This is a genomic window from Variovorax sp. CCNWLW225, assembly GCF_037204045.1.
Lineage (GTDB): Bacteria > Pseudomonadota > Gammaproteobacteria > Burkholderiales > Burkholderiaceae_C > Variovorax.
This window is the reverse complement of sequence record NZ_JBBCBV010000014.1, coordinates 127,362-147,810: the sequence shown is the minus strand read 5'-3', so window position 1 is coordinate 147,810 and position 20,449 is coordinate 127,362. Positions and strand designations below refer to the sequence as shown.

15 protein-coding genes, 2 tRNA genes and 1 pseudogene are annotated in these 20,449 nt (G+C 63.9%); 17 read left to right on the top strand and 1 reads right to left on the bottom strand.

The window, feature by feature from the left end:
- The 16 genes and pseudogenes from tuf to V9L20_RS20735 all read left to right on the top strand — a co-directional run.
- Nucleotides 1–153, top strand: a pseudogene (tuf, locus tag V9L20_RS20810) (elongation factor Tu); the annotation flags it as partial.
- A gap of 21 nt (nt 154–174) precedes the next feature.
- Nucleotides 175–250 (top strand) — tRNA-Trp (locus V9L20_RS20805).
- 105 nt (nt 251–355) lie between these two features.
- Nucleotides 356–739, top strand: a complete 384-nt coding sequence (gene secE, locus V9L20_RS20800; protein WP_126749933.1) for a preprotein translocase subunit SecE — start codon at nt 356–358, stop codon at nt 737–739.
- Nucleotides 740–1,351 carry a transcription termination/antitermination protein NusG gene (gene nusG / locus V9L20_RS20795; protein WP_126749934.1) on the top strand — a complete coding sequence of 204 codons (612 nt, stop codon included), beginning with the start codon at nt 740–742 and terminating at the stop codon, nt 1,349–1,351.
- Between the two features lie 134 nt (nt 1,352–1,485).
- Nucleotides 1,486–1,917, top strand: a complete 432-nt coding sequence (rplK, locus tag V9L20_RS20790) for a 50S ribosomal protein L11 (protein ID WP_028258525.1) — start codon at nt 1,486–1,488, stop codon at nt 1,915–1,917.
- Complete coding sequence (gene rplA, locus V9L20_RS20785; RefSeq protein WP_258503825.1) at nt 1,918–2,616, top strand: 50S ribosomal protein L1; 699 nt, start codon at nt 1,918–1,920, stop codon at nt 2,614–2,616. It begins immediately after the preceding gene.
- A gap of 246 nt (nt 2,617–2,862) precedes the next feature.
- On the top strand, nt 2,863–3,396 hold the full coding sequence (rplJ, locus tag V9L20_RS20780) for a 50S ribosomal protein L10 (protein WP_126749936.1): 534 nt from the start codon (nt 2,863–2,865) through the stop codon (nt 3,394–3,396).
- 43 nt (nt 3,397–3,439) lie between these two features.
- Complete coding sequence (rplL, locus tag V9L20_RS20775; RefSeq protein ID WP_258503826.1) at nt 3,440–3,817, top strand: 50S ribosomal protein L7/L12; 378 nt, start codon at nt 3,440–3,442, stop codon at nt 3,815–3,817.
- 250 nt (nt 3,818–4,067) lie between these two features.
- Complete coding sequence (rpoB, locus tag V9L20_RS20770) at nt 4,068–8,192, top strand: DNA-directed RNA polymerase subunit beta (protein ID WP_126749938.1); 4,125 nt, start codon at nt 4,068–4,070, stop codon at nt 8,190–8,192.
- Between the two features lie 20 nt (nt 8,193–8,212).
- Nucleotides 8,213–12,442, top strand: coding sequence for a DNA-directed RNA polymerase subunit beta' (gene rpoC / locus V9L20_RS20765; RefSeq protein ID WP_258503827.1), 4,230 nt, complete (start codon nt 8,213–8,215; stop codon nt 12,440–12,442).
- 99 nt (nt 12,443–12,541) lie between these two features.
- Nucleotides 12,542–13,159, top strand: a complete 618-nt coding sequence (locus V9L20_RS20760) for a lema family protein (RefSeq protein WP_337298037.1) — start codon at nt 12,542–12,544, stop codon at nt 13,157–13,159.
- Between the two features lie 127 nt (nt 13,160–13,286).
- Nucleotides 13,287–14,615: a 16S rRNA (cytosine(967)-C(5))-methyltransferase RsmB gene (rsmB, locus tag V9L20_RS20755; RefSeq protein ID WP_337298040.1), complete on the top strand. Its 1,329-nt coding sequence runs from the start codon at nt 13,287–13,289 to the stop codon at nt 14,613–14,615.
- Between the two features lie 28 nt (nt 14,616–14,643).
- A complete protein-coding gene (locus V9L20_RS20750; protein ID WP_337298036.1) occupies nt 14,644–15,249 on the top strand; it encodes a DUF4390 domain-containing protein in 606 nt (201 codons plus the stop codon).
- Nucleotides 15,246–17,576, top strand: a complete 2,331-nt coding sequence (locus tag V9L20_RS20745; protein ID WP_337298035.1) for a sensor histidine kinase — start codon at nt 15,246–15,248, stop codon at nt 17,574–17,576. The genes V9L20_RS20750 and V9L20_RS20745 overlap by 4 nt, the downstream gene beginning before the upstream one ends.
- Before the next feature lie 92 nt (nt 17,577–17,668).
- A complete protein-coding gene (locus tag V9L20_RS20740; RefSeq protein ID WP_157611832.1) occupies nt 17,669–18,370 on the top strand; it encodes a response regulator in 702 nt (233 codons plus the stop codon).
- An 18-nt stretch (nt 18,371–18,388) separates the two neighbouring features.
- Nucleotides 18,389–18,464: transfer RNA gene (locus tag V9L20_RS20735), tRNA-Phe, on the top strand.
- Nucleotides 18,465–18,722: 258 nt separating this feature from the next.
- On the opposite strand, the gene V9L20_RS20730 is transcribed toward V9L20_RS20735, so the two are convergent.
- Nucleotides 18,723–19,376 (bottom strand): hydrolase, encoded by a 654-nt coding sequence (locus tag V9L20_RS20730; protein WP_337298034.1) that lies wholly within the window; start codon nt 19,374–19,376, stop codon nt 18,723–18,725.
- A 150-nt stretch (nt 19,377–19,526) separates the two neighbouring features.
- Between V9L20_RS20730 and V9L20_RS20725 the strand changes: the two genes are divergently transcribed.
- Entirely contained in the window at nt 19,527–20,426 is a 900-nt protein-coding gene (locus V9L20_RS20725; RefSeq protein WP_337298033.1) for a LysR family transcriptional regulator, read from the top strand.
- Nucleotides 20,427–20,449 lie beyond the last annotated feature (23 nt).

Below are 20,449 nucleotides of genomic sequence, written 5' to 3'. Positions count from 1 at the left end.
AAGGACAAGGAAATGGTCATGCCTGGCGACAACGTCAGCATCACCGTGAAGCTGATCAACCCGATCGCGATGGAAGAGGGTCTCCGCTTCGCCATCCGTGAAGGCGGCCGCACCGTGGGTTCGGGCGTCGTGGCAAAGATCCTCGACATCTAAGCCGAGCGTAAAGAGTACCGGAGGGGTATAGCTCAATTGGCAGAGCGTCGGTCTCCAAAACCGAAGGTTGTAGGTTCGATTCCTACTGCCCCTGCCACCTAGGTGGCACCCCGAAAAAAGCCCATCGCAACCCGATGGGCTTCGGCGTCTCAAGAAGACGCATTGAATTGAAGGCCGGAAGGCCGCAGGAAATCAGCCAAACATGGCCACTTCTCAAATCGAAACCGTGAGCACGGGCGCCGACAAGGCCAAATTGGCTGTGTCGGTGCTGCTGGCAGTGGGCGCCATCGTGGCGTTCTATCTGCTCGCGCGCCAGGGCTCGCTGGTGCAATGGGCTGCGCTGCTGGTCGGCCTGGCCGCGGCTGTGGGCGCATTCGGCAGTTCGGAGAATGGCCGCCAGTTGTGGGCTTTTGGCCGCGACTCGTGGCGCGAGGTCAAGAAGGTCGTCTGGCCGGCCCGCAAAGAAGCAATGCAGATGACGGCTTACGTGTTTGCCTTCGTGGCAGTCATGTCCGTCTTCCTCTGGCTCACCGACAAGACGCTCGAATGGGTGTTTTTCGACCTCATTCTGGGCTGGAGAAAATAAATGACCGACGACGCTGTTGAAACCACGCCGAGCAGCCCGGAAGAGGAAAACACCTCCGTGCTGGCTCCCGCCGCCAACCCTGATTTGCGTTGGTACGTGGTGCATGCCTATTCGGGCATGGAAAAGGCCGTCGAACGCAACATCACCGAGCGCATCAACCGCGCCGGCATGCAGGACAAGTTCGGCCGTATCCTGGTTCCGACCGAAGAAGTGGTCGAAATCAAGAACGGCCAGAAGCGCACCACCGAGCGCCGCTTCTTCCCGGGCTATGTGCTGGTCGAAATGATCATGGACGACGAGAGCTGGCACCTGGTGAAGCACACCAACAAGGTGACGGGTTTTGTCGGCGGCGCCAAGAACCGCCCGGCCCCGATCTCGCAGAAAGAGGTCGAGGACATCGTCAGCCAGATGCAGCAAGGCACCGAGAAGCCGCGCCACAAGGTCGAGTTCACCGTGGGTGAGTTCGTGCGCGTCAAGGAAGGCCCGTTCACCGACTTCAACGGCACCGTTGAAGACGTGAACTACGAAAAGAGCAAGGTCAGCGTGTCGGTCATGATTTTCGGCCGCGCGACGCCTGTGGAGCTCGAATTCGGCCAGGTCGAAAAGACCTGAGTCCCCGGTCTTCGGATCGGAACCATTTCCGGCTGCGCGTTGTCCGACTCGGCGCGCGGCCTTGATCGAAGAGTCGTTTAACCCCGGGGAGCCGAGGCGAGAGCCAAGGCGATATCACCCGCAAGGAGCAAAACATGGCGAAAAAAATCGTCGGCTTCGTCAAGCTGCAAGTGCCAGCTGGTAAGGCCAACCCATCACCACCCATCGGTCCCGCACTGGGCCAGCGTGGTTTGAACATCATGGAGTTCTGCAAGGCGTTCAATGCGCAAACGCAGAGCTACGAGCCGGGTCTGGCGCTGCCGGTGGTCATCACCGCGTTCGCCGACAAGAGCTTCACCTTCATCATCAAGTCGCCCCCGGCTGGCGTGCTGATCAAGAAGGCGATCAAGCTGGACAAGGGCTCGGCCCGTCCGCACACCGACAAGGTCGGCAAGATCACGCGCGCTCAGCTCGAAGAAATCGCCAAGACCAAGATGAAGGACCTGACGGCCGCCGATATGGACGCCGCGGTTCGCACCATCGCCGGTACTGCCCGCTCGATGGGCGTGAATGTGGAGGGCGTGTAAATGTCCAAGATCACCAAGAAGCAAAAAGCGCTCGCAGGCAAGGTCGACAGCAACAAGCTGTACCCGCTGGCTGACGCCATCGGCCTCGTGAAGGAAGCCGCCACCGCCAAGTTCGACGAATCGATCGACGTGGCCGTGCAGCTCGGCATCGACGCGAAGAAGTCTGACCAGGTCGTGCGTGGCGCCGTCGTGCTCCCCAACGGCACCGGCAAGACCAAGCGCGTGGCTGTGTTCGCCCAAGGCGCCAAGGCTGAAGAAGCCAAGGCAGCCGGCGCCGACATCGTCGGCATGGACGACCTCGCTGCAATGGTCAAGGCTGGCGACATGCCTTTCGACGTCGTGATTGCCGCCCCCGACGCGATGCGCGTGGTCGGTACGCTCGGCCAGATCCTCGGCCCGCGCGGCCTGATGCCCAACCCCAAGGTTGGCACCGTGACGCCGGACGTCGCCACGGCCGTGAAGAACGCCAAGGCTGGCCAGGTTCAGTTCCGCGTCGACAAGGCCGGTATCGTGCACGGCACGATCGGCCGCCGTTCGTTCGACACCGACAAGCTGCAGGGCAACCTCGCCGCGCTGATCGACGCTCTGGTCAAGGCCAAGCCCGCGACCAGCAAGGGCGTGTACCTGCGCAAGGTGGCTGTTTCGTCGACCATGGGTCTGGGTGTCCGCGTGGACACGCAAACCATCTCGGCGAGCTAAAGAGATTTGCTCGGCTCTGAAAAGAGCAGGGCGAATGTGGTGGGTCGCGGCAGCTTCAGTTGCCGCGAGCCATCCAAGACCGCTGGTGTGCAGGGCGCTGCACTTAATCGCCGGATCGATCCTTCCGGTATCCAGCGCAGATGGCGACCCCACTGCAAGGAATTTGATTTTTGTTCCTGACAGTTGGTCGCTGCATGAAGCGCGATCCGAGGCCCCGGCCGAAGGTCGCATTAAAAGGAGTAGACCTTGAGTCTGAATCGCAGTGAGAAAGAAGCGGTCATCAGTGATGTGACCAGCCTCGCCGCTAAAGCTCAAACGCTCGTGATGGCGGAATACCGTGGCATCACGGTTGCCGATATGACCAAACTGCGCACCGAAGCTCGCAGCAAGGGTGTGACTCTCAGCGTGTTGAAGAACACGCTGGCACGCCGTGCTGTTGCTGGTAGCGCATTCGAAGTCGTCGGTGACCAGATGACCGGTCCGCTGATCTACGGCTTTTCCGAAGACGCAGTGGCCGCCGCCAAGGTGGTTGCCGACTTCGCGAAGACCAACGACAAGTTGGTGATTCGCGGTGGCGCGTTTGGCGGCAAGGTCCTGGACGTCGAGGGCGTGAAGCAACTGGCCAACATCCCTTCCAAGGAAGTGCTGTTGTCGCAATTGCTGGGCTTGATGCAATCCCCGATCTCTCGTACCGCCCGCGTGCTCGCGGCGCTGGCCGAGAAGCGCGGTGGTGGCGAAGCTGCACCCGCCGATGCACCGGCAGAAGCGCAGGCCGCTTGAGCCTTGCGTTTGAAATATTCAACCCAATTGTTAGGAAACAAAAATGGCATTCGATAAAGACGCATTTCTGACCGCGCTCGACAGCATGACGGTCCTGGAGCTCAACGACCTGGTGAAAGCCATCGAAGAGAAGTTCGGCGTGAGCGCCGCTGCAATGGCTGCCCCCGCCGGCGCTGGTGGTGGTGCTACCGCCGCTGCTGCCGAAGAGCAGACCGAGTTCAACGTCATGCTGATGGATGCAGGCGCGAACAAGGTTTCGGCCATCAAGGCCGTGCGCGAAATCACCGGCCTGGGCCTCAAGGAAGCCAAGGACCTGGTGGAAGCCGCTCCCAAGGCAGTCAAGGAAGGCCTGTCGAAGGCTGACGCTGAAGCCGCCAAGAAGAAGCTGGAAGAAGCTGGCGCCAAGGTGGAACTGAAGTAATTCAGACCCCCTAGAGGGCTGGAGGTGCCTGAAAAGGCCCTCCAGCCTTTGCCGCTTTCAGAGCGCACCCAAAAGACGCCGTCTCCATGCGTTTTTTGAGTGTCTTCTGACCCCGACTGCAGAAGACCCCTTGGTTCGGGCGATGTGCAACGCATCGCTGTCCGCCAACGGCTGGTAGTGGCCAGCCGCCAAGCAGTAGTGCCTCGGCATTGCTGACAAGTCGCTGAAGATCTCAAGCTCCGGAGCTCTCATGGCCCAATCGTCCGCGTACAGTTACACCGAACGCAAGCGCATCCGAAAAAGTTTCGGTAACCGCGACAGCGTCGTCGAAATCCCCTACCTGCTGCAGATGCAGAAAGACGCGTACACCGCGTTCCTGCAAGCCGGCATTCCGCCCAAACAACGCACCGTCGAAGGCCTGCAGGCCGCGTTCGACGCAGCCTTCCCGATCGTCTCGCACAACGGTTTTGTCGAGATGAAGTTCCTCGAGTACAACCTCGCGAAGCCGGCTTTCGACGTGCGCGAATGCCAGACCCGCGGTCTGACCTTCGCCTCGGCCGTGCGCGCCAAGGTTCAGCTCATCATCTATGACCGCGAGTCGTCGACGTCGCAGTCGAAGGTGGTCAAGGAAGTGAAGGAACAAGAGGTCTACATGGGCGAAGTGCCGCTCATGACCGAAAAGGGTTCGTTCATCATCAACGGCACCGAGCGCGTGATCGTCTCGCAGCTGCACCGTTCGCCCGGCGTGTTCTTCGAACACGACAAGGGCAAGACGCACAGCTCGGGCAAGCTGCTGTTCTCGGCCCGCGTGATTCCCTACCGCGGCTCGTGGCTCGACTTCGAGTTCGACCCGAAGGACATGCTGTACTTCCGCGTCGACCGTCGCCGCAAGATGCCCGTGACGATCCTGCTGAAGGCCATCGGCCTGAACCCGGAATCGATCCTCGCGAACTTCTTCGTGAACGACAACTTCCGCCTGATGGACAGCGGCGCGCAGATGGAATTCGTTCCCGAGCGCCTGCGCGGCGAAGTCGCGCGCTTCGACATCACCGACAAGTCGGGCAAGGTCGTGGTCGCCAAGGACAAGCGCGTGACCGCGCGCCACACGCGTGAACTCGAGCAGTCGGGCACCACGCACATCAGCGTGCCGGAAGACTTCCTGGTCGGCCGCGTCATCGCGCGCAACATCGTCGACGCCGATTCCGGCGAAATCCTGGCCAAGGCCAACGACGAGCTGACCGAAGCGCTGCTGAAGAAGCTGCGCACGGCCGGCGTGCAAGACATCCAGGTGATCTACACCAACGAACTCGACCAGGGCGCGTACATCTCGCAAACCCTGCGCATCGACGAAACGGTGGACGAGTTTGCCGCTCGCGTGGCCATCTACCGCATGATGCGCCCCGGCGAGCCGCCGACGGAAGACGCCGTGCAGGCCCTGTTCCAGCGCCTGTTCTACAACCCGGACACGTACGACCTGTCGCGCGTCGGCCGCATGAAGTTCAACGCCAAGGTCGGGCGCGACGAGTCGACCGGCCCGATGGTGCTGACCAACGAAGACATCCTGGCCGTGGTCAAGATCCTCGTTGACCTGCGCAACGGCAACGGCGAAGTCGACGACATCGACCACCTGGGCAACCGCCGCGTGCGTTGCGTCGGCGAGTTGGCCGAAAACCAGTACCGCACCGGCCTCGCCCGTATCGAGAAGGCCGTGAAGGAACGTCTGGGCCAGGCCGAGCAAGAGCCGCTGATGCCGCACGACCTGATCAACAGCAAGCCGATCTCGGCCGCGCTGAAGGAATTCTTCGGTGCCTCGCAGCTGTCGCAGTTCATGGACCAGACGAACCCGCTGTCCGAAATCACCCACAAGCGCCGCGTGTCGGCCCTTGGCCCGGGTGGTCTGACGCGTGAACGTGCAGGCTTCGAAGTGCGCGACGTGCACGTGACCCACTACGGCCGCGTGTGCCCGATCGAAACGCCTGAAGGTCCGAACATCGGCCTGATCAACTCGCTGGCCCTGTACGCCCGCCTGAACGAATACGGCTTCATCGAGACGCCGTACCGCCGTGTGGTGGATGGCAAGGTCACGATGGACATCGACTACCTGTCGGCCATCGAAGAAGGCAAGTACGTCATCGCCCAGGCCAATGCGGTGCTGGACAAGGACGGCAAGCTGATCGGCGACCTGGTCTCCGCGCGTGAAGCCGGCGAATCGATCCTGGTGGGCGCCGAGCGCGTCCAGTACATGGACGTGTCGCCCGCGCAGATCGTGTCGGTGGCCGCCTCGCTCGTGCCGTTCCTGGAGCACGACGATGCGAACCGCGCGCTGATGGGCGCCAACATGCAGCGCCAGGCCGTGCCCGTGCTGCGTCCGGAAAAGCCGATCGTCGGTACCGGTATCGAGCGCGTTTCCGCGGTCGATTCGGGCACCGTGGTCACGGCCACCCGTGGCGGTATCGTCGATTACGTCGACGCGACCCGCATCGTGGTGCGCGTGAACGACGCCGAAGCGGCTGCAGGTGAAGTCGGTGTGGACATCTACAACCTGATCAAGTATCAGCGTTCGAACCAGAACACCAACATCCACCAGCGTCCGATCGTCAAGCGCGGCGACAAGATCGCCAAGGGCGACGTGGTGGCCGACGGCGCATCGACCGACCTCGGCGAACTGGCTCTCGGCCAGAACATGCTGATCGCGTTCATGCCCTGGAACGGCTACAACTTCGAAGACTCGATCCTGATCTCGGAACGCGTCGTCGCGGAAGACCGCTACACCTCGATCCACATCGAGGAACTGGTGGTGATGGCTCGCGACACCAAGCTGGGTGCCGAAGAAATCACGCGCGACATTCCGAACCTGGCCGAGCAGCAGCTCAACCGCCTCGACGAATCCGGCATCATTTATGTCGGCGCCGAAGTGCAGCCGGGCGACACGCTGGTGGGCAAGGTCACGCCGAAGGGCGAGACCACGCTCACGCCTGAAGAGAAGCTGCTTCGCGCCATCTTCGGCGAGAAGGCCTCCGACGTGAAAGACACCTCGCTGCGCGTGGACCAGGGCTCGCAAGGCACCGTGATCGACGTGCAGGTGTTCACCCGCGAAGGCATCACGCGCGACAAGCGCGCCCAGCAGATCATCGACGACGAGCTCAAGCGCTTCCGCCTCGACCTGAACGACCAGCTTCGCATCGTCGAAGCCGACGCGTTCGATCGTATCGAGAAGCTCCTGACCGGCAAGGTCGCCAACGGCGGCCCGAACAAGCTGGCCAAGGGCACCAAGCTCGACAAGGCTTACCTGTCGTCGGTCGAGAAGTTCCACTGGTTCGACATCCGTCCGGCGGACGACGAAGTGGCAACGCAGCTCGAGTCGATCAAGAACTCGCTGGAGCAGACGCGCCACAGCTTCGACCTCGCGTTCGAAGAAAAGCGCAAGAAGCTCACGCAGGGCGACGAGCTGCCCGCGGGCGTGCTCAAGATGGTCAAGGTCTACCTGGCCGTCAAGCGCCGCCTGCAGCCCGGCGACAAGATGGCCGGCCGCCACGGCAACAAGGGTGTGGTGTCGAAGATCGTTCCGGTCGAAGACATGCCTCACATGGCCGACGGCACGCCGTGCGACATCTGCCTGAACCCGCTGGGCGTGCCTTCGCGGATGAACGTGGGCCAGGTGCTCGAAGTGCACCTGGGTTGGGCCGGCAAGGGCATCGGCCAGCGCATCGGCGACCTGCTGCAGCAAGAGGCCAAGGTGGCCGAGCTGCGCAAGTTCATGGAGCAGCTGTACAACGGCTCGGGCCGCAAGGAAGACCTCAGCAAGCTGAGCGACACCGACGTGCTCGAAATGGCCGCCAACCTGCAGAGCGGCGCAACCTTCGCCACGCCGGTGTTCGACGGCGCCTCGGAAGAAGAAATCCGCGGCATGCTGAAGCTCGCCTACCCGGACGACATCGCCAAGCTCAAGGGCCTGACCGACACCCGTACCCAGGCGTACCTGTTCGACGGCCGCACCGGCGACCAGTTCGAGCGTCCCGTCACCGTTGGCTACATGCACTTCCTGAAGCTGCATCACCTGGTGGACGACAAGATGCACGCCCGTTCGACCGGCCCGTACTCGCTCGTCACGCAGCAACCGCTGGGCGGCAAGGCGCAATTCGGCGGCCAGCGTTTCGGTGAAATGGAAGTGTGGGCGCTGGAAGCTTACGGCGCCGCCTACGTCCTGCAGGAAATGCTGACCGTGAAGTCCGACGACGTGCAAGGCCGTACCAAGGTGTACGAAAGCATCGTCAAGGGCGAACACACGATCGAAGCCGGCATGCCGGAATCGTTCAACGTGCTGGTCAAGGAAATCCGTTCGCTGGGTCTCGACATCGAGCTCGAGCGTTCGTAATCAGAAGAGGAAAGAGTCACATGAAATCGCTACTCGACCTGTTCAAGCAGTTCACACCCGATGAGCATTTCGATGCCATCAAGATCGGCATGGCTTCGCCCGAGAAGATCCGTTCGTGGTCTTTCGGCGAGGTGAAGAAGCCTGAGACGATCAACTACCGCACGTTCAAGCCCGAGCGCGACGGTCTCTTCTGCGCCAAGATCTTCGGCCCCATCAAGGACTACGAGTGCCTGTGCGGCAAGTACAAGCGCCTGAAGCACCGCGGCGTGATCTGCGAGAAGTGCGGCGTTGAAGTCACGCAGACCAAGGTGCGCCGCGAGCGCATGGGCCACATCGACCTGGCTGCGCCCTGCGCGCACATCTGGTTCCTGAAGTCGCTGCCGTCGCGTCTGGGCCTTGTGCTCGACATGACCCTGCGCGACATCGAACGCGTGCTGTACTTCGAAGCCTACGTGATCACCGACCCCGGCATGACCCCGCTGAAGAAGTTCGGCATCATGTCCGAGGACGACTATGACGCGAAGCGCAAGGAATACGGCGACGAGTTCGTCGCCAAGATGGGCGCCGAGGGCATCAAGGACCTGCTCGAGGGCATCGAACTCGACAGCGAGATCGAACGCCTGCGCGGCGACCTGACCGGCTCCGAAGTCAAGGTCAAGAAGAACTCCAAGCGCCTGAAGGTGCTCGAGGCCTTCCGCAAGTCGGGCATCAAGCCCGAGTGGATGGTGCTCGACGTGCTGCCCGTGCTGCCGCCGGACCTGCGTCCGCTGGTGCCGCTGGACGGCGGCCGTTTTGCGACCTCCGACCTGAACGACCTGTACAGGCGTGTGATCAATCGCAACTCGCGTCTCCGTCGTCTGCTCGAGCTTAAGGCTCCGGAAATCATTGCTCGCAATGAAAAGCGGATGCTGCAAGAAGCTGTCGACTCGTTGCTCGACAACGGCCGTCGCGGCAAGGCAATGACCGGTGCGAATAAGCGCGCACTCAAGTCTTTGGCCGACATGATCAAGGGCAAGAGCGGCCGCTTCCGCCAGAATCTGCTGGGCAAGCGCGTCGACTACTCGGGCCGTTCGGTCATCGTGGTGGGCCCGACGCTCAAGCTGCACCAGTGCGGCCTGCCCAAGCTGATGGCGCTCGAGCTGTTCAAGCCTTTCATCTTCTCGCGCCTCGAAGCCATGGGCATCGCGACCACGATCAAGGCTGCCAAGAAGGAAGTCGAATCCGGCACGCCGGTGGTCTGGGACATCCTGGAAGAAGTGATCAAGGAACACCCGGTCATGCTGAACCGTGCGCCTACGCTGCACCGTTTGGGCATCCAGGCGTTCGAGCCGATCCTGATCGAAGGCAAGGCCATCCAGCTGCATCCGCTGGTTTGCGCGGCGTTCAACGCCGACTTCGACGGCGACCAGATGGCCGTTCACGTGCCGCTGTCGGTGGAAGCGCAAATGGAAGCCCGCACGCTGATGCTGGCCTCCAACAACGTGCTGTTCCCGGCTTCGGGCGAACCGTCGATCGTTCCTTCGCAAGACGTGGTGCTGGGTCTGTACTACACGACCCGCGACCGCATCAACGGCAAGGGCGAGGGCCTGATCTTCTCCGACATCGGTGAAGTGCAGCGCGCGCTCGACGCCAACGAAGTCGAACTGACCGCCAAGGTTGCCGTGCGCATCACGGAGTACACCAAGGACAAGGAAACGGGTGAATTCACTCCTTCCACGTCGCTGGTGGACACCACCGTGGGCCGCGCACTGCTGTCCGAGATCCTGCCGAAGGGCCTGCCGTTCTCGAACATCAACAAGGCGCTGAAGAAGAAGGAAATCTCCAAGCTCATCAACGTCTCGTTCCGCAAGTGCGGCCTGAAAGAGACCGTCGTGTTCGCCGACAAGCTGCTGCAAAACGGCTTCCGCCTGGCAACCAAGGCCGGTATTTCGATCGCGATCGACGACATGCTGGTGCCTGCTGAAAAGCACGGCATCATCGAGCGTTCCGCCAAGGAAGTGAAAGAGATCGAGCAGCAGTACGTCTCGGGTCTGGTGACCTCCGGCGAGCGCTACAACAAGGTGGTGGACATCTGGGGCAAGGCCGGCGACGAAGTGTCGAAGGTCATGATGTCCAAGCTGTCCAAGCAGAAGGTCATCGACCGCCACGGCAAGGAAGTGGAGCAGGAGTCCTTCAACTCCATCTACATGATGGCCGACTCCGGCGCCCGCGGTTCCGCAGCGCAGATTCGCCAGGTGGCCGGTATGCGTGGCCTGATGGCCAAGCCGGACGGCTCGATCATCGAGACGCCCATTACCGCGAACTTCCGCGAAGGCCTGAACGTGCTGGAGTACTTCATCTCCACCCACGGTGCCCGTAAGGGTCTGGCCGACACGGCACTGAAGACCGCGAACTCGGGTTACCTGACCCGTCGTCTGGTCGATGTGACGCAAGACCTGGTGGTGACCGAGCAGGACTGCGGCACGCACGGCGGCTACCTGATGCGCGCCATCGTCGAAGGCGGTGAAGTCATCGAATCGCTGCGCGACCGTATCCTCGGCCGCTCGGCTGCGGACGACGTTCTGCACCCGGAAAACCGTTCGGTGCTGCTCAAGGCCGGCGAGATGTTCGACGAAGACAACATCGAACTCCTCGAAGCCGAGGGTGTCGACGAAGTCAAGGTCCGCACCGCGCTGACCTGCGAAACCCGCTTCGGCATCTGCGCGACCTGCTACGGTCGCGACCTGGGCCGCGGCGGCCTGATCAACATCGGCGAAGCCGTCGGTGTGATCGCGGCGCAGTCGATCGGCGAACCCGGCACCCAGCTCACGATGCGTACGTTCCACATCGGTGGCGCGGCGTCGCGTGCGGCAGTGGCATCGAGCGTCGAAGCCAAGTCCAACGGCACGATCGGCTTCAACGCCACGATGCGCTACGTGACCAACAGCAAGAACGAGCTGGTGGTGATTGCACGTTCGGGCGAGATCGTCATTCATGACGAACACGGCCGCGAGCGCGAGCGCCACAAGGTGCCGTACGGCGCGACCCTGGCCGTCAAGGCCGACCAGCAGATCAAGGCCGGCCATGTGCTTGCCAACTGGGATCCGCTGACGCGCCCGATCATCACCGAGTTCGCCGGCAAGACGCAGTTCGAAAACGTCGAGGAAGGCCTCACGGTTGCGAAGCAGGTGGACGAAGTGACCGGTCTGTCGACCCTGGTCGTGATCGACCCCAAGCGCCGCGGCGCTGCCAAGGTCGTTCGCCCGCAGGTGAAGCTCATCGACGCCTCCGGCGCCGAAGTGAAGATCCCGGGTACCGACCACTCGGTGACGATCGGCTTCCCGATCGGCGCCCTGGTGCAGGTGCGTGACGGCCAGGACGTGGGCCCCGGCGAAGTGCTGGCGCGCATTCCGGTCGAAGGCCAGAAGACGCGCGACATTACCGGCGGTCTGCCGCGTGTTGCCGAGCTCTTCGAAGCCCGCTCGCCGAAGGACAAGGGCATGCTGGCCGAAATGACCGGTACCGTGTCGTTCGGCAAGGAGACCAAGGGCAAGATTCGCCTGCAGATCACCGATCCGGAAGGCACGGTCTGGGAAGACCTCGTGCCGAAGGAAAAGAACATCCTGGTGCACGAAGGCCAGGTGGTGAACAAGGGCGAAAGCGTGGTCGACGGTCCGGCGGACCCGCAGGACATCCTGCGCCTGCTGGGTTCGGAAGAACTCGCGCGCTACATCGTGGACGAAGTGCAGGACGTGTACCGTTTGCAGGGTGTGAAGATCAACGACAAGCACATCGAGGTGATCGTTCGCCAGATGCTGCGCCGCGTCGTGGTCGACAACATCGGCGACACGAGCTACATCTCCGGCGAACAGGTCGAACGCAGCGAAATGCTCAACACCAACGACGCCCTGCGCGCCGAAGGCAAGATCCCCGCGACGTTCACCAACCTGCTGCTGGGTATCACGAAGGCATCGCTCTCGACCGACTCGTTCATCTCTGCCGCTTCGTTCCAGGAAACGACGCGCGTGCTGACCGAAGCCGCGATCATGGGCAAGCGCGACGAGCTGCGCGGCCTGAAGGAAAACGTCATCGTCGGCCGCCTGATTCCCGCAGGCACCGGCATGGCTTACCACCAGGCCCGCAAGGTCAAGGACCAGATGGACGAGGCCGAGCGCCGCGCCATCGCCGAATCGGAAGCTGCAGAGCTGGCCGGTTCGACCAGCGATGTCGACAGCACGGCCGACGCCAGCGAAGGCGCCGCGTCCGAATAAACGGCTAGCATCACCGGTCATGACCGGTATCCGACGCCCCCCGACCGTTTCCGGTTGGGGGGCGTTTTTCTTTGAGCTTTCCATGAGACGTTTTTGTCGATGAGCGTATTGCCCGACTCGCTGGCCGGCTGGATCGCCACCGCGGTGCTGTTGTTCTGGTTCGTGGGCGCCTACAACCGGCTGGTGCGCCTGCGCGCGGCCGTGCTCCAGGCCTATGCCACGCTCGACGCGGCGCTGCGAAAGCAGCTCGACTTCGTTCAGGCCAGCATCACGGCCACGGCGCATAAGGACGCGCCGCCGGACAGCCTGTCTTCCTCCGTGGCGCCGCTGCAGGCGGCCGCCACACAGCTTGCCTCGGTACTCGGTGCAACCCGGCTACGGCCGCTCGACCCGGGTGCCATGGCCGCGCTGGCCACGGCGCTGCAGGTGCTGATCAACGCATGGCAGCGCCAGCATCCGGACGCGGCGGTCACGGTGTTCGATGCGGACGGCACGCTCTCGCGGCCCGCGCCGCTGCTGTCGGCCGGAATCGGCGCCGAGGTCGCACTGCCCAGTGCGGTCGAGCCCATGGCATGGCCCGAGCCTTCGGCCTCGGCGGAAATTGCGCGCAGCCAGTTCAACGTGGCGGTAGGCCAGTACAACGCCGCAATCGTCCAGTTCCCGGCCTTGCTGGTGGCATGGTTGGTGCGTTTGCGTCCTGCCGCGCCTCTGCTCTGAGGCCGGCTGCGCGAAGTCGTATTTTTTTCTTAAAGCCTGTGCGGCGCTGTGCGTCACGCGGGCCCGTTACCATCGCCCCAACTTGCCAGAACTATCTTCCGATCATCCAGGCGGCAGCGCACCGCTGCTGCAACCGCCGTTGTGGCGCCAACTGCAATTGACTGCGGTGGCGCTCGCGTCGATTCGCGCCGGCAGCTCCGGCACCGTCGCTTTCGAATCCGTGGAGCCCGCCATGCGCCCCGGCGTGCAGGCGCTCGGCTTTCAGGTGCTGCGCTGGCTCGGCCGGGCCGAAGCACTGCGCCGCCACTTGGCCAAGCGCACGCCGCCGCCGCTGCCCGACGCCTTGCTGTGCACCGCGCTGGCGCTGGCCTGGGACGCGCAGCATGCGCCGTACGAACCCTTCACCCTGGTCGACCAGGCTGTGGAGGCCGCCAAGCGCAACCCGGCCACGCGTGCGCAGGCGAGCTTCATCAACGCCTGCCTGCGCCGCTTCCTGCGGGAGCGCGACGAGCTCGTGGCCGCGACCGACCATGAGCCGGTGGCGCAGTGGAACCATCCGCGCTGGTGGATCGAGCGCCTCAAGCGCGACCATCCGCGCGACTGGCAACGTGTGCTCACCGCTGACAACGCACATGCGCCGATGACCCTGCGCGTGAATGTGCAAAAGACCACCGTTCCTGCCTATCAGCTGGCGCTCGAAGCGATCGGCCTGGAGTCTGTTCGCGTGGGGGCGTCCGGCCTGCAACTGGCGCGTGCCCGGCCGGTGCAACAGTTGCCCGGCTTTGCCGACGGCGATTGCTCGGTGCAGGATGCCGCTGCGCAAATGGCGGCACCGCTGTTGCTCGAAGGCCTGCTGCCCACCGACGGCGCCGCATCGCTGCGAGTGCTCGATGCCTGCGCCGCTCCGGGCGGCAAGACGGCCCACCTGCTCGAGGTGGGCGGCCCCGGCGCCATCGAGGTCACGGCCCTTGAAGTCGACCCTGTTCGCAGCCGCCGCATCGACGAGACTCTGAGCCGGCTTGGACTGACCGCTAAAGTAGTAGTGGCCGATGCCGCGCGCCCCTCCGCGTGGTGGGACGGCACGCCCTTCGACGCCATCCTGCTCGATGCGCCGTGCACGGCCTCGGGCATTGTCCGGCGCCACCCCGACGTGCGCTGGCTGCGCCGCGAGAGCGACACGGGCCAGCTGGCGGTGCAGCAGGCCGCGCTGTTGGCGGCGCTCTGGCCTCTGGTGCGGCCCGGCGGCCGGCTGCTCTATTGCACCTGCTCGGTGTTCCGCGAAGAGGGTTCGCAACAAATCGATGCGTTTCTTGCGCACAACACCAACGCCCGATTGAAGGCATCGCCAGGCCATTTGCTCCCCCAAAGCGGGGCGAATGCCCGCGCCGTCCCGGACAATCCCTCAGGTGATCACGACGGCTTCTTCTACGCCCTGCTTGAAAAACGTCCCGGTTAAAACTTGGGGTCGGCGCGGCTTGGCGCGGATGGCGGCGCTGCTGCTGGCGGTGGTGATGGTCACGCTGCTGGGCTGGCTGCCCCTGACCGCCGCGGCGCAAGGGCGCAGCGGCCCTTCGGTCACCCAGATGCGCCTCGAGCAAGCGGACGACGGCGTCTACCTCACGGCGGCTGTGCAGTTCGAGCTGCCCTCGCTGGTCGAAGAAGTGCTCGACAAGGGCATTGCGATCTACTTCGTCGCCGAGGCCGAGGTCTTCCAGGAGCGCTGGTACTGGACCGACCGCAAGGTCGCCCAGGTCACGCGCCACATGCGGCTTGCCTACCAGCCGCTCACGCGCCGCTGGCGGCTCAATGTGTCGCCGGTGCCGATCACGGGCACCGCCGGGTTCGGCGTTTCGCTGAACCAGAACTTCGACAGCCTTTCCGATGCCATGGACGCCGTCAAGCGCGTCGGCCGGCTGCGGCTGGGCGACCTGTCCGACATTGGCGACGAGGCGCAGCACCAGGTCGTGTTCCGTTTCCGGCTCGACACCTCGCAGCTGCCGCGCCCGTTCCAGATCGGCGTGGTGGGGCAGGCGGACTGGAACATCGTCGCCGAGCGCAGCGCCAAGCTGCCGCTGGAGAAGCAGCGGTGAGCACCAAACCGCGCAGCGGCGCAGCGGCCACCCCCGCCGCTCGCCGCTCGCGCGCGGTCCGCTGGGCCGTGGGCGTCGGCGCCGCGCTGGTCACCGCCATTGGCTTGGTGCTGATGTTCCTGCTGGCCCAGGCCACCAACAACCGCGCGCTGTACGAGCGGTACTACGTGCGGCTCTTCGGCATCAACGTGGTGGTGGCGGTGCTGCTGGTGCTGGTCATCGGGTGGGTCGCTTTTCGCCTGCTGCGGCGGTTGCGCCAAGGCAAGTTCGGCAGCCGGCTGCTCATCAAGCTGGCCGCCATCTTCGCGCTGGTGGGCGTGGTGCCGGGTGCGCTGGTCTATGTGGTGTCTTATCAGTTCGTCGCGCGGTCGATCGAAAGCTGGTTCGATGTCAAGGTCGAGGGCGCGCTCGATGCCGGCCTCAATCTTGGCCGAGCCACGCTCGACTCGCTTTCCGACGACTTGGCCGCCAAGACCCGCGCGGCCAGCGCGCAGCTTGCACAAGTGCCCGATGCGAGCGCGGGCCTCGCGCTCGAGCGCATTCGCGATCAGTTGCAGGCCAGCGATGTGGTGCTCTGGACGGGCACCGGGCAGCTCATTGCAGGGGCAGGCACCTCGCGCTTTCAGCTGAACCCCGAGCGGCCGACCATCCAGCAATTGCGGCAAGTGCGCGCGGACCGCGCCATCGCCCACATCGAGGGACTGGACGAAACCGCGGCGCCCGGTGCCAGCCTACCGCCCGCCACGGTGCGCGCCATTGCCATGGTGCAACGCCCCGGTTTCGACTTCGACACTGCGCCGCGCTTTCTCCAGGTGACGCAGCCGCTGCCGACGGCAGTGGTGGCCAATGCACTTGCCGTGCAAGAGGCCAACCGTGAATACCAGGAGCGCGCGCTGGCCCGCGAGGGCTTGCGGCGCATGTACATCGGCACGCTCACGCTGAGCCTGTTCCTGGCCGTGTTCGGCGCCGTGTTGCTGGCGGTGCTGTTCGGCAACCAGCTGGCGCGGCCGCTGCTTGTGCTGGCCGAAGGCGTTCGCCAGGTGGCCGCAGGCGACTTGCGGCCGACCGCCGTGCTGCAAGGCAAGGACGAGCTTGGCGGCCTGACCCGCTCCTTCGCCGTCATGACCCAGCAGCTGGCCGATGCCCGCGGCGCGGTCGAAAAGACCATGGGCCAGCTCGACGCCGCCCGTGCCAACCTGCAGACCATTCTGGACAACCTGACCTCCGGCGTGATCGTGCTCGACGCCAGGGGCACCATCCTTTCGACCAACCCCGGCGCCACCCGCGTGCTGCGCGCGCCGCTGGCCGCCTACGAAGGGCAGCCCCTCGCGCAGGTGCCCGGCCTGGCCGACTTTGGCAACAGCGTGCAACAGCAGTTCGACGAATTCCAGGTCGAGCGCCTGCAGCACGGCCTCGACCACTGGCAGCATGCCTTCGAGCTGCACGCCACCGGCACCGACCTGCCGCAGCAGGGCAGCGCCATCAACATCGTCGCCCGCGGCGCCGAGCTGCCCGGCGCCGCGCGGCTGCTGGTGTTCGACGACATCTCCGAAATCGTCTCGGCCCAGCGCGCACAAGCATGGGGCGAGGTCGCGCGCCGCCTGGCCCACGAAATCAAGAACCCGCTCACGCCCATCCAACTCTCCGCCGAACGGCTGGAGATGAAGCTATCGGGCAAGGTCCCGCCGCCCGAGCAGGCCGTGCTCGTCAAGTCGGTCAAGACCATCGTCGACCAGGTCGATGCCATGAAGCGGCTGGTCAATGAATTTCGCGACTACGCCCGCCTGCCCGCGGCCGACCTCAAGCCCGTCGACCTGAACGCGCTGCTGACCGACGTGCTCCAGCTGTACAGCGCCGAGAACGCGCCCATTGCGCTGCGCTCCGAGCTGGACGAGCGCTGCCCGCCCATTCGCGGCGATGCGCAGCAGATCCGCCAGGTCATTCACAATCTGCTGCAAAACGCGCAAGACGCCGCCGAGGCCGCCGCCAGCACCACCGGCAGGGCAGGCGAGGTCGTCATTCGCACCCGCCTGGGCGATTCGGGCCAGCGCGTGCGCCTGACCGTACAAGACAGCGGTCCCGGTTTTGCCGAGAACATTCTCAAGCGCGCCTTCGAGCCCTACGTCACCACGAAAACAAAAGGTACTGGTTTGGGGCTGGCCGTGGTCAAGAAGATCGCGGACGAGCACGGCGCCCGCATCGAGCTTTCCAACCGCGTTGTCGATGGGGCTGTAGCGGGGGCGCAAGTCTCGCTATCATTCGCGCTGGCAGGCGAGTCGCAAACAGCGGTCGCTCACACCGAAGATTCGAAGTCTTCCGCCGCCTGAGCGCGAAAGAAATCCATTGCGCTCAGTCGATGGATCGGCTGGCGGACCATACACACCATTGCAGACACCGGCGCATACAACAAGCAGCACTCATGGCAAACATTCTCGTGGTCGATGACGAGCTGGGCATTAGGGACCTGCTCTTCGAAATTCTCAATGACGAAGGCCACAACGTGGAGCTCGCGGAAAACGCCGCCGAAGCACGCGCAGCCCGGCAGCGCGCACGGCCCGACCTCGTGCTGCTCGACATCTGGATGCCCGACACCGACGGCGTCACGCTGCTCAAGGAATGGTCCACCGCCGGCCTGCTGAGCATGCCCGTCATCATGATGAGCGGCCACGCCACCATCGACACCGCCGTGGACGCCACCCGCATCGGCGCCTTCGCGTTCCTCGAAAAGCCCATCACCCTGCAAAAGCTGCTCAAGGCCGTGGAGCAGGGCCTTGCACGCGAAAGCGCCAGGCGCGCGGCCGCCGGCGTCGTGCCGCCGGCCACGGGCGTCAACCCGGCGGCGGCCATCACCACCACCGGCGACAGCCTGCTGCTTGCCTCTCTGGCTTCAGTGCCCGTGCCTGATGCCGGCCCGCAGTCGACCCAGAGCTTCGACCTGGACCGCCCGTTGCGCGATGCACGCGACGGTTTCGAGAAGGCCTATTTCGAATTCCATCTGGCCATGGAGAACGGCTCCATGACCCGCGTCGCCGAGAAGACCGGGCTGGAACGCACCCATCTTTATCGCAAGCTCAAACAACTTGGCGTCGATCTTTCGAGAGGCCGCAGAAGCGCTGTATAATTTAAGGCTGCACACCAAGGCCCGGTAGCTCAGTTGGTAGAGCAGCGGATTGAAAATCCGCGTGTCGGTGGTTCGATTCCGCCCCAGGCCACCATTCATCAATTTGAGGTCGTCGATCAGACGGCCGTCAAAGACAAAAAAGCCCTAAGTACATCAACGACTTAGGGCTTTTTCATTCCGCAGCATTGCGCAGTTTTCCGGTTCGCTCGCAGCAGTCCTCGCTCGGTCCCAGCTTCGGTCTATTGCTCCTCCTTGCGCCACGGCCGCCGCCATCATGCAGGGATGAAAAAACGCAACGAGCAATCAACGTTCCGCAACGCGTGGCCCTGCTGCCTCTTCATCCCCGCTCAGATCATCCCGCGGTGGCCGGCACCGGCGTGTTGAGCAACTGTTGCTCCCACAAGTACGCAATGCCGCTGCCGCCGGCATGCTGCTTGATCACCTCTGTCAGCTTGGCCGCTGTTTCGGCGCGGGCCCAGTCACGCTGCCATTCGGCCGCCACCGCCAGCCACGTCATCATGTTGGCGCCCGCGGCAATCATGCGCTGGATGGCAACCTCATGCGCCTCTACGGAGACGGCGCCCGATGCGTCGGTAACCACCGTCACATCCCACCCTTCGCCCAAGGCCTGGATCACCGGCATTGCGACGCATACCTCGGTCCACAGGCCGGCGATGATCAGCTGCTTGCGGCCCGTGGCCTTCACCGCGTCGACGACCTTCTTATCTTCCCAGGTGTTGATGAGGGTCCGATCGATCACCTCCTGGCCGGGAAAAACTTCTGTGATCTGCGGAAAGAGGAGGCCGCCGCGCCCGGCGACGACGCTTGTCAGGATGGTGGGAACGTCGAAAGCCTTAGCCGCTTTTGCCAGGCCCGCGGCGTTGTTCACCACCATCTGCGGCTCATGGCTGTTGAGGTTCGCAAGCTGGTAAGGCTGGTGGTCGATCAGAACGAGCACGGAGTCTTCCGGACGAAGAAGCGAAGCAAGGCCGTTGCGAAAAGTCATTGATACATCCTTTGTTGGCATGGAGTTGGGTTCTTCCGGGCAACCTGCGCCGGCGGCGCCATTACTCGGAAGCCGTAGTCTGTTGTTCCCGCAATCGATGCGGTAGTACCATCCGCGGGCGAGCTGTGTCGCAAAAAGAGGAACGCCAAGGTGGACATCGAGGAGCTGCAGACATTCGTCGAGGTCGCCGATGCAGGAGGTGTTTCGCCCGCGGCAATTCGGCTCGGCGTGTCCAAGTCGATCGTCAGTCGCCGGCTGGTTCGCCTTGAAGCAGAACTCGGCGTTCAGCTGCTCACCCGGTCCACCCGCGGAGCTGCTCTCACAGAAGCCGGCGCCACGTTCCGGGACTATGCCGCCAGGGTCTGCGCGGAGATCGACATCGCGAGGGAAACGATCCTGCCGGCCGGTGACCTTCGGGGCCGCTTGCGGATTGCCGCGCCGCTTACTTTCGGGCCGACTCACTTTGCCCCCGCGCTCGCCGAAATGGCGCGACGCCACCCCAAGCTACATATCCAGACTTCCTACACCGATCGCTTCGTCGATCTCATCGCGGAGGGCTACGACTGCGCGATACGGGTGGGCTATCTCCAAGACTCCAACCTGATCGCAAGGCGCATCGGCACGATCAATGGAAAGCTCGTCGCAAGCCCCGACTACATCAGGGCGCATGGGGCGCCTGCAACACCCGAAGAGCTCGTCGCCCACCAGGCACTCATGCAGGGTGTCGAAGCCTGGCAGTTCCTGGACGGCGACAAGATCATCACGGTACGGCCGCAGGGACGCTTCAAGGCCGACAACGGCCCCGCCCTGGTCTCTGCTGCTATAGCGGGGCTCGGCGTCGCCTATCTCCCCGATTGGCTGACGGCTGTGCATGTGGCCTCCGGAGCACTCGTGCCGATCATGACAAGGTATCCCCCGCCCACGGCGGGCGCCTACGTCATCCGACCGCCAGGGCAGCATCCAGCGGGGAAGATCCGGGTCCTGACCGAACTTCTGGCTGAGTATTGCCACCGGTATTCGCACGCTGCGGGAGCGAGCGCTTCTGAGTAGTTCGGAGCCCCAGCCACCATTCA

Excerpts from the sequence above, each read along its gene's own strand:
- rpoC (WP_258503827.1), top strand. The coding sequence starts at position 8,213 with ATGAAATCGCTACTCGACCTGTTCAAGCAGTTCACACCCGATGAGCAT.
- rplA (WP_258503825.1), top strand. The coding sequence starts at position 1,918 with ATGTCCAAGATCACCAAGAAGCAAAAAGCGCTCGCAGGCAAGGTCGAC.
- nusG (WP_126749934.1), top strand. The coding sequence starts at position 740 with ATGACCGACGACGCTGTTGAAACCACGCCGAGCAGCCCGGAAGAGGAA.
- V9L20_RS20750 (WP_337298036.1), top strand. The coding sequence starts at position 14,644 with ATGGCGGCGCTGCTGCTGGCGGTGGTGATGGTCACGCTGCTGGGCTGG.
- V9L20_RS20730 (WP_337298034.1), bottom strand. The coding sequence starts at position 19,376 with ATGACTTTTCGCAACGGCCTTGCTTCGCTTCTTCGTCCGGAAGACTCC.
- rplL (WP_258503826.1), top strand. The coding sequence starts at position 3,440 with ATGGCATTCGATAAAGACGCATTTCTGACCGCGCTCGACAGCATGACG.
- V9L20_RS20740 (WP_157611832.1), top strand. The coding sequence starts at position 17,669 with ATGGCAAACATTCTCGTGGTCGATGACGAGCTGGGCATTAGGGACCTG.
- secE (WP_126749933.1), top strand. The coding sequence starts at position 356 with ATGGCCACTTCTCAAATCGAAACCGTGAGCACGGGCGCCGACAAGGCC.
- rpoB (WP_126749938.1), top strand. The coding sequence starts at position 4,068 with ATGGCCCAATCGTCCGCGTACAGTTACACCGAACGCAAGCGCATCCGA.
- V9L20_RS20760 (WP_337298037.1), top strand. The coding sequence starts at position 12,542 with ATGAGCGTATTGCCCGACTCGCTGGCCGGCTGGATCGCCACCGCGGTG.
- rplK (WP_028258525.1), top strand. The coding sequence starts at position 1,486 with ATGGCGAAAAAAATCGTCGGCTTCGTCAAGCTGCAAGTGCCAGCTGGT.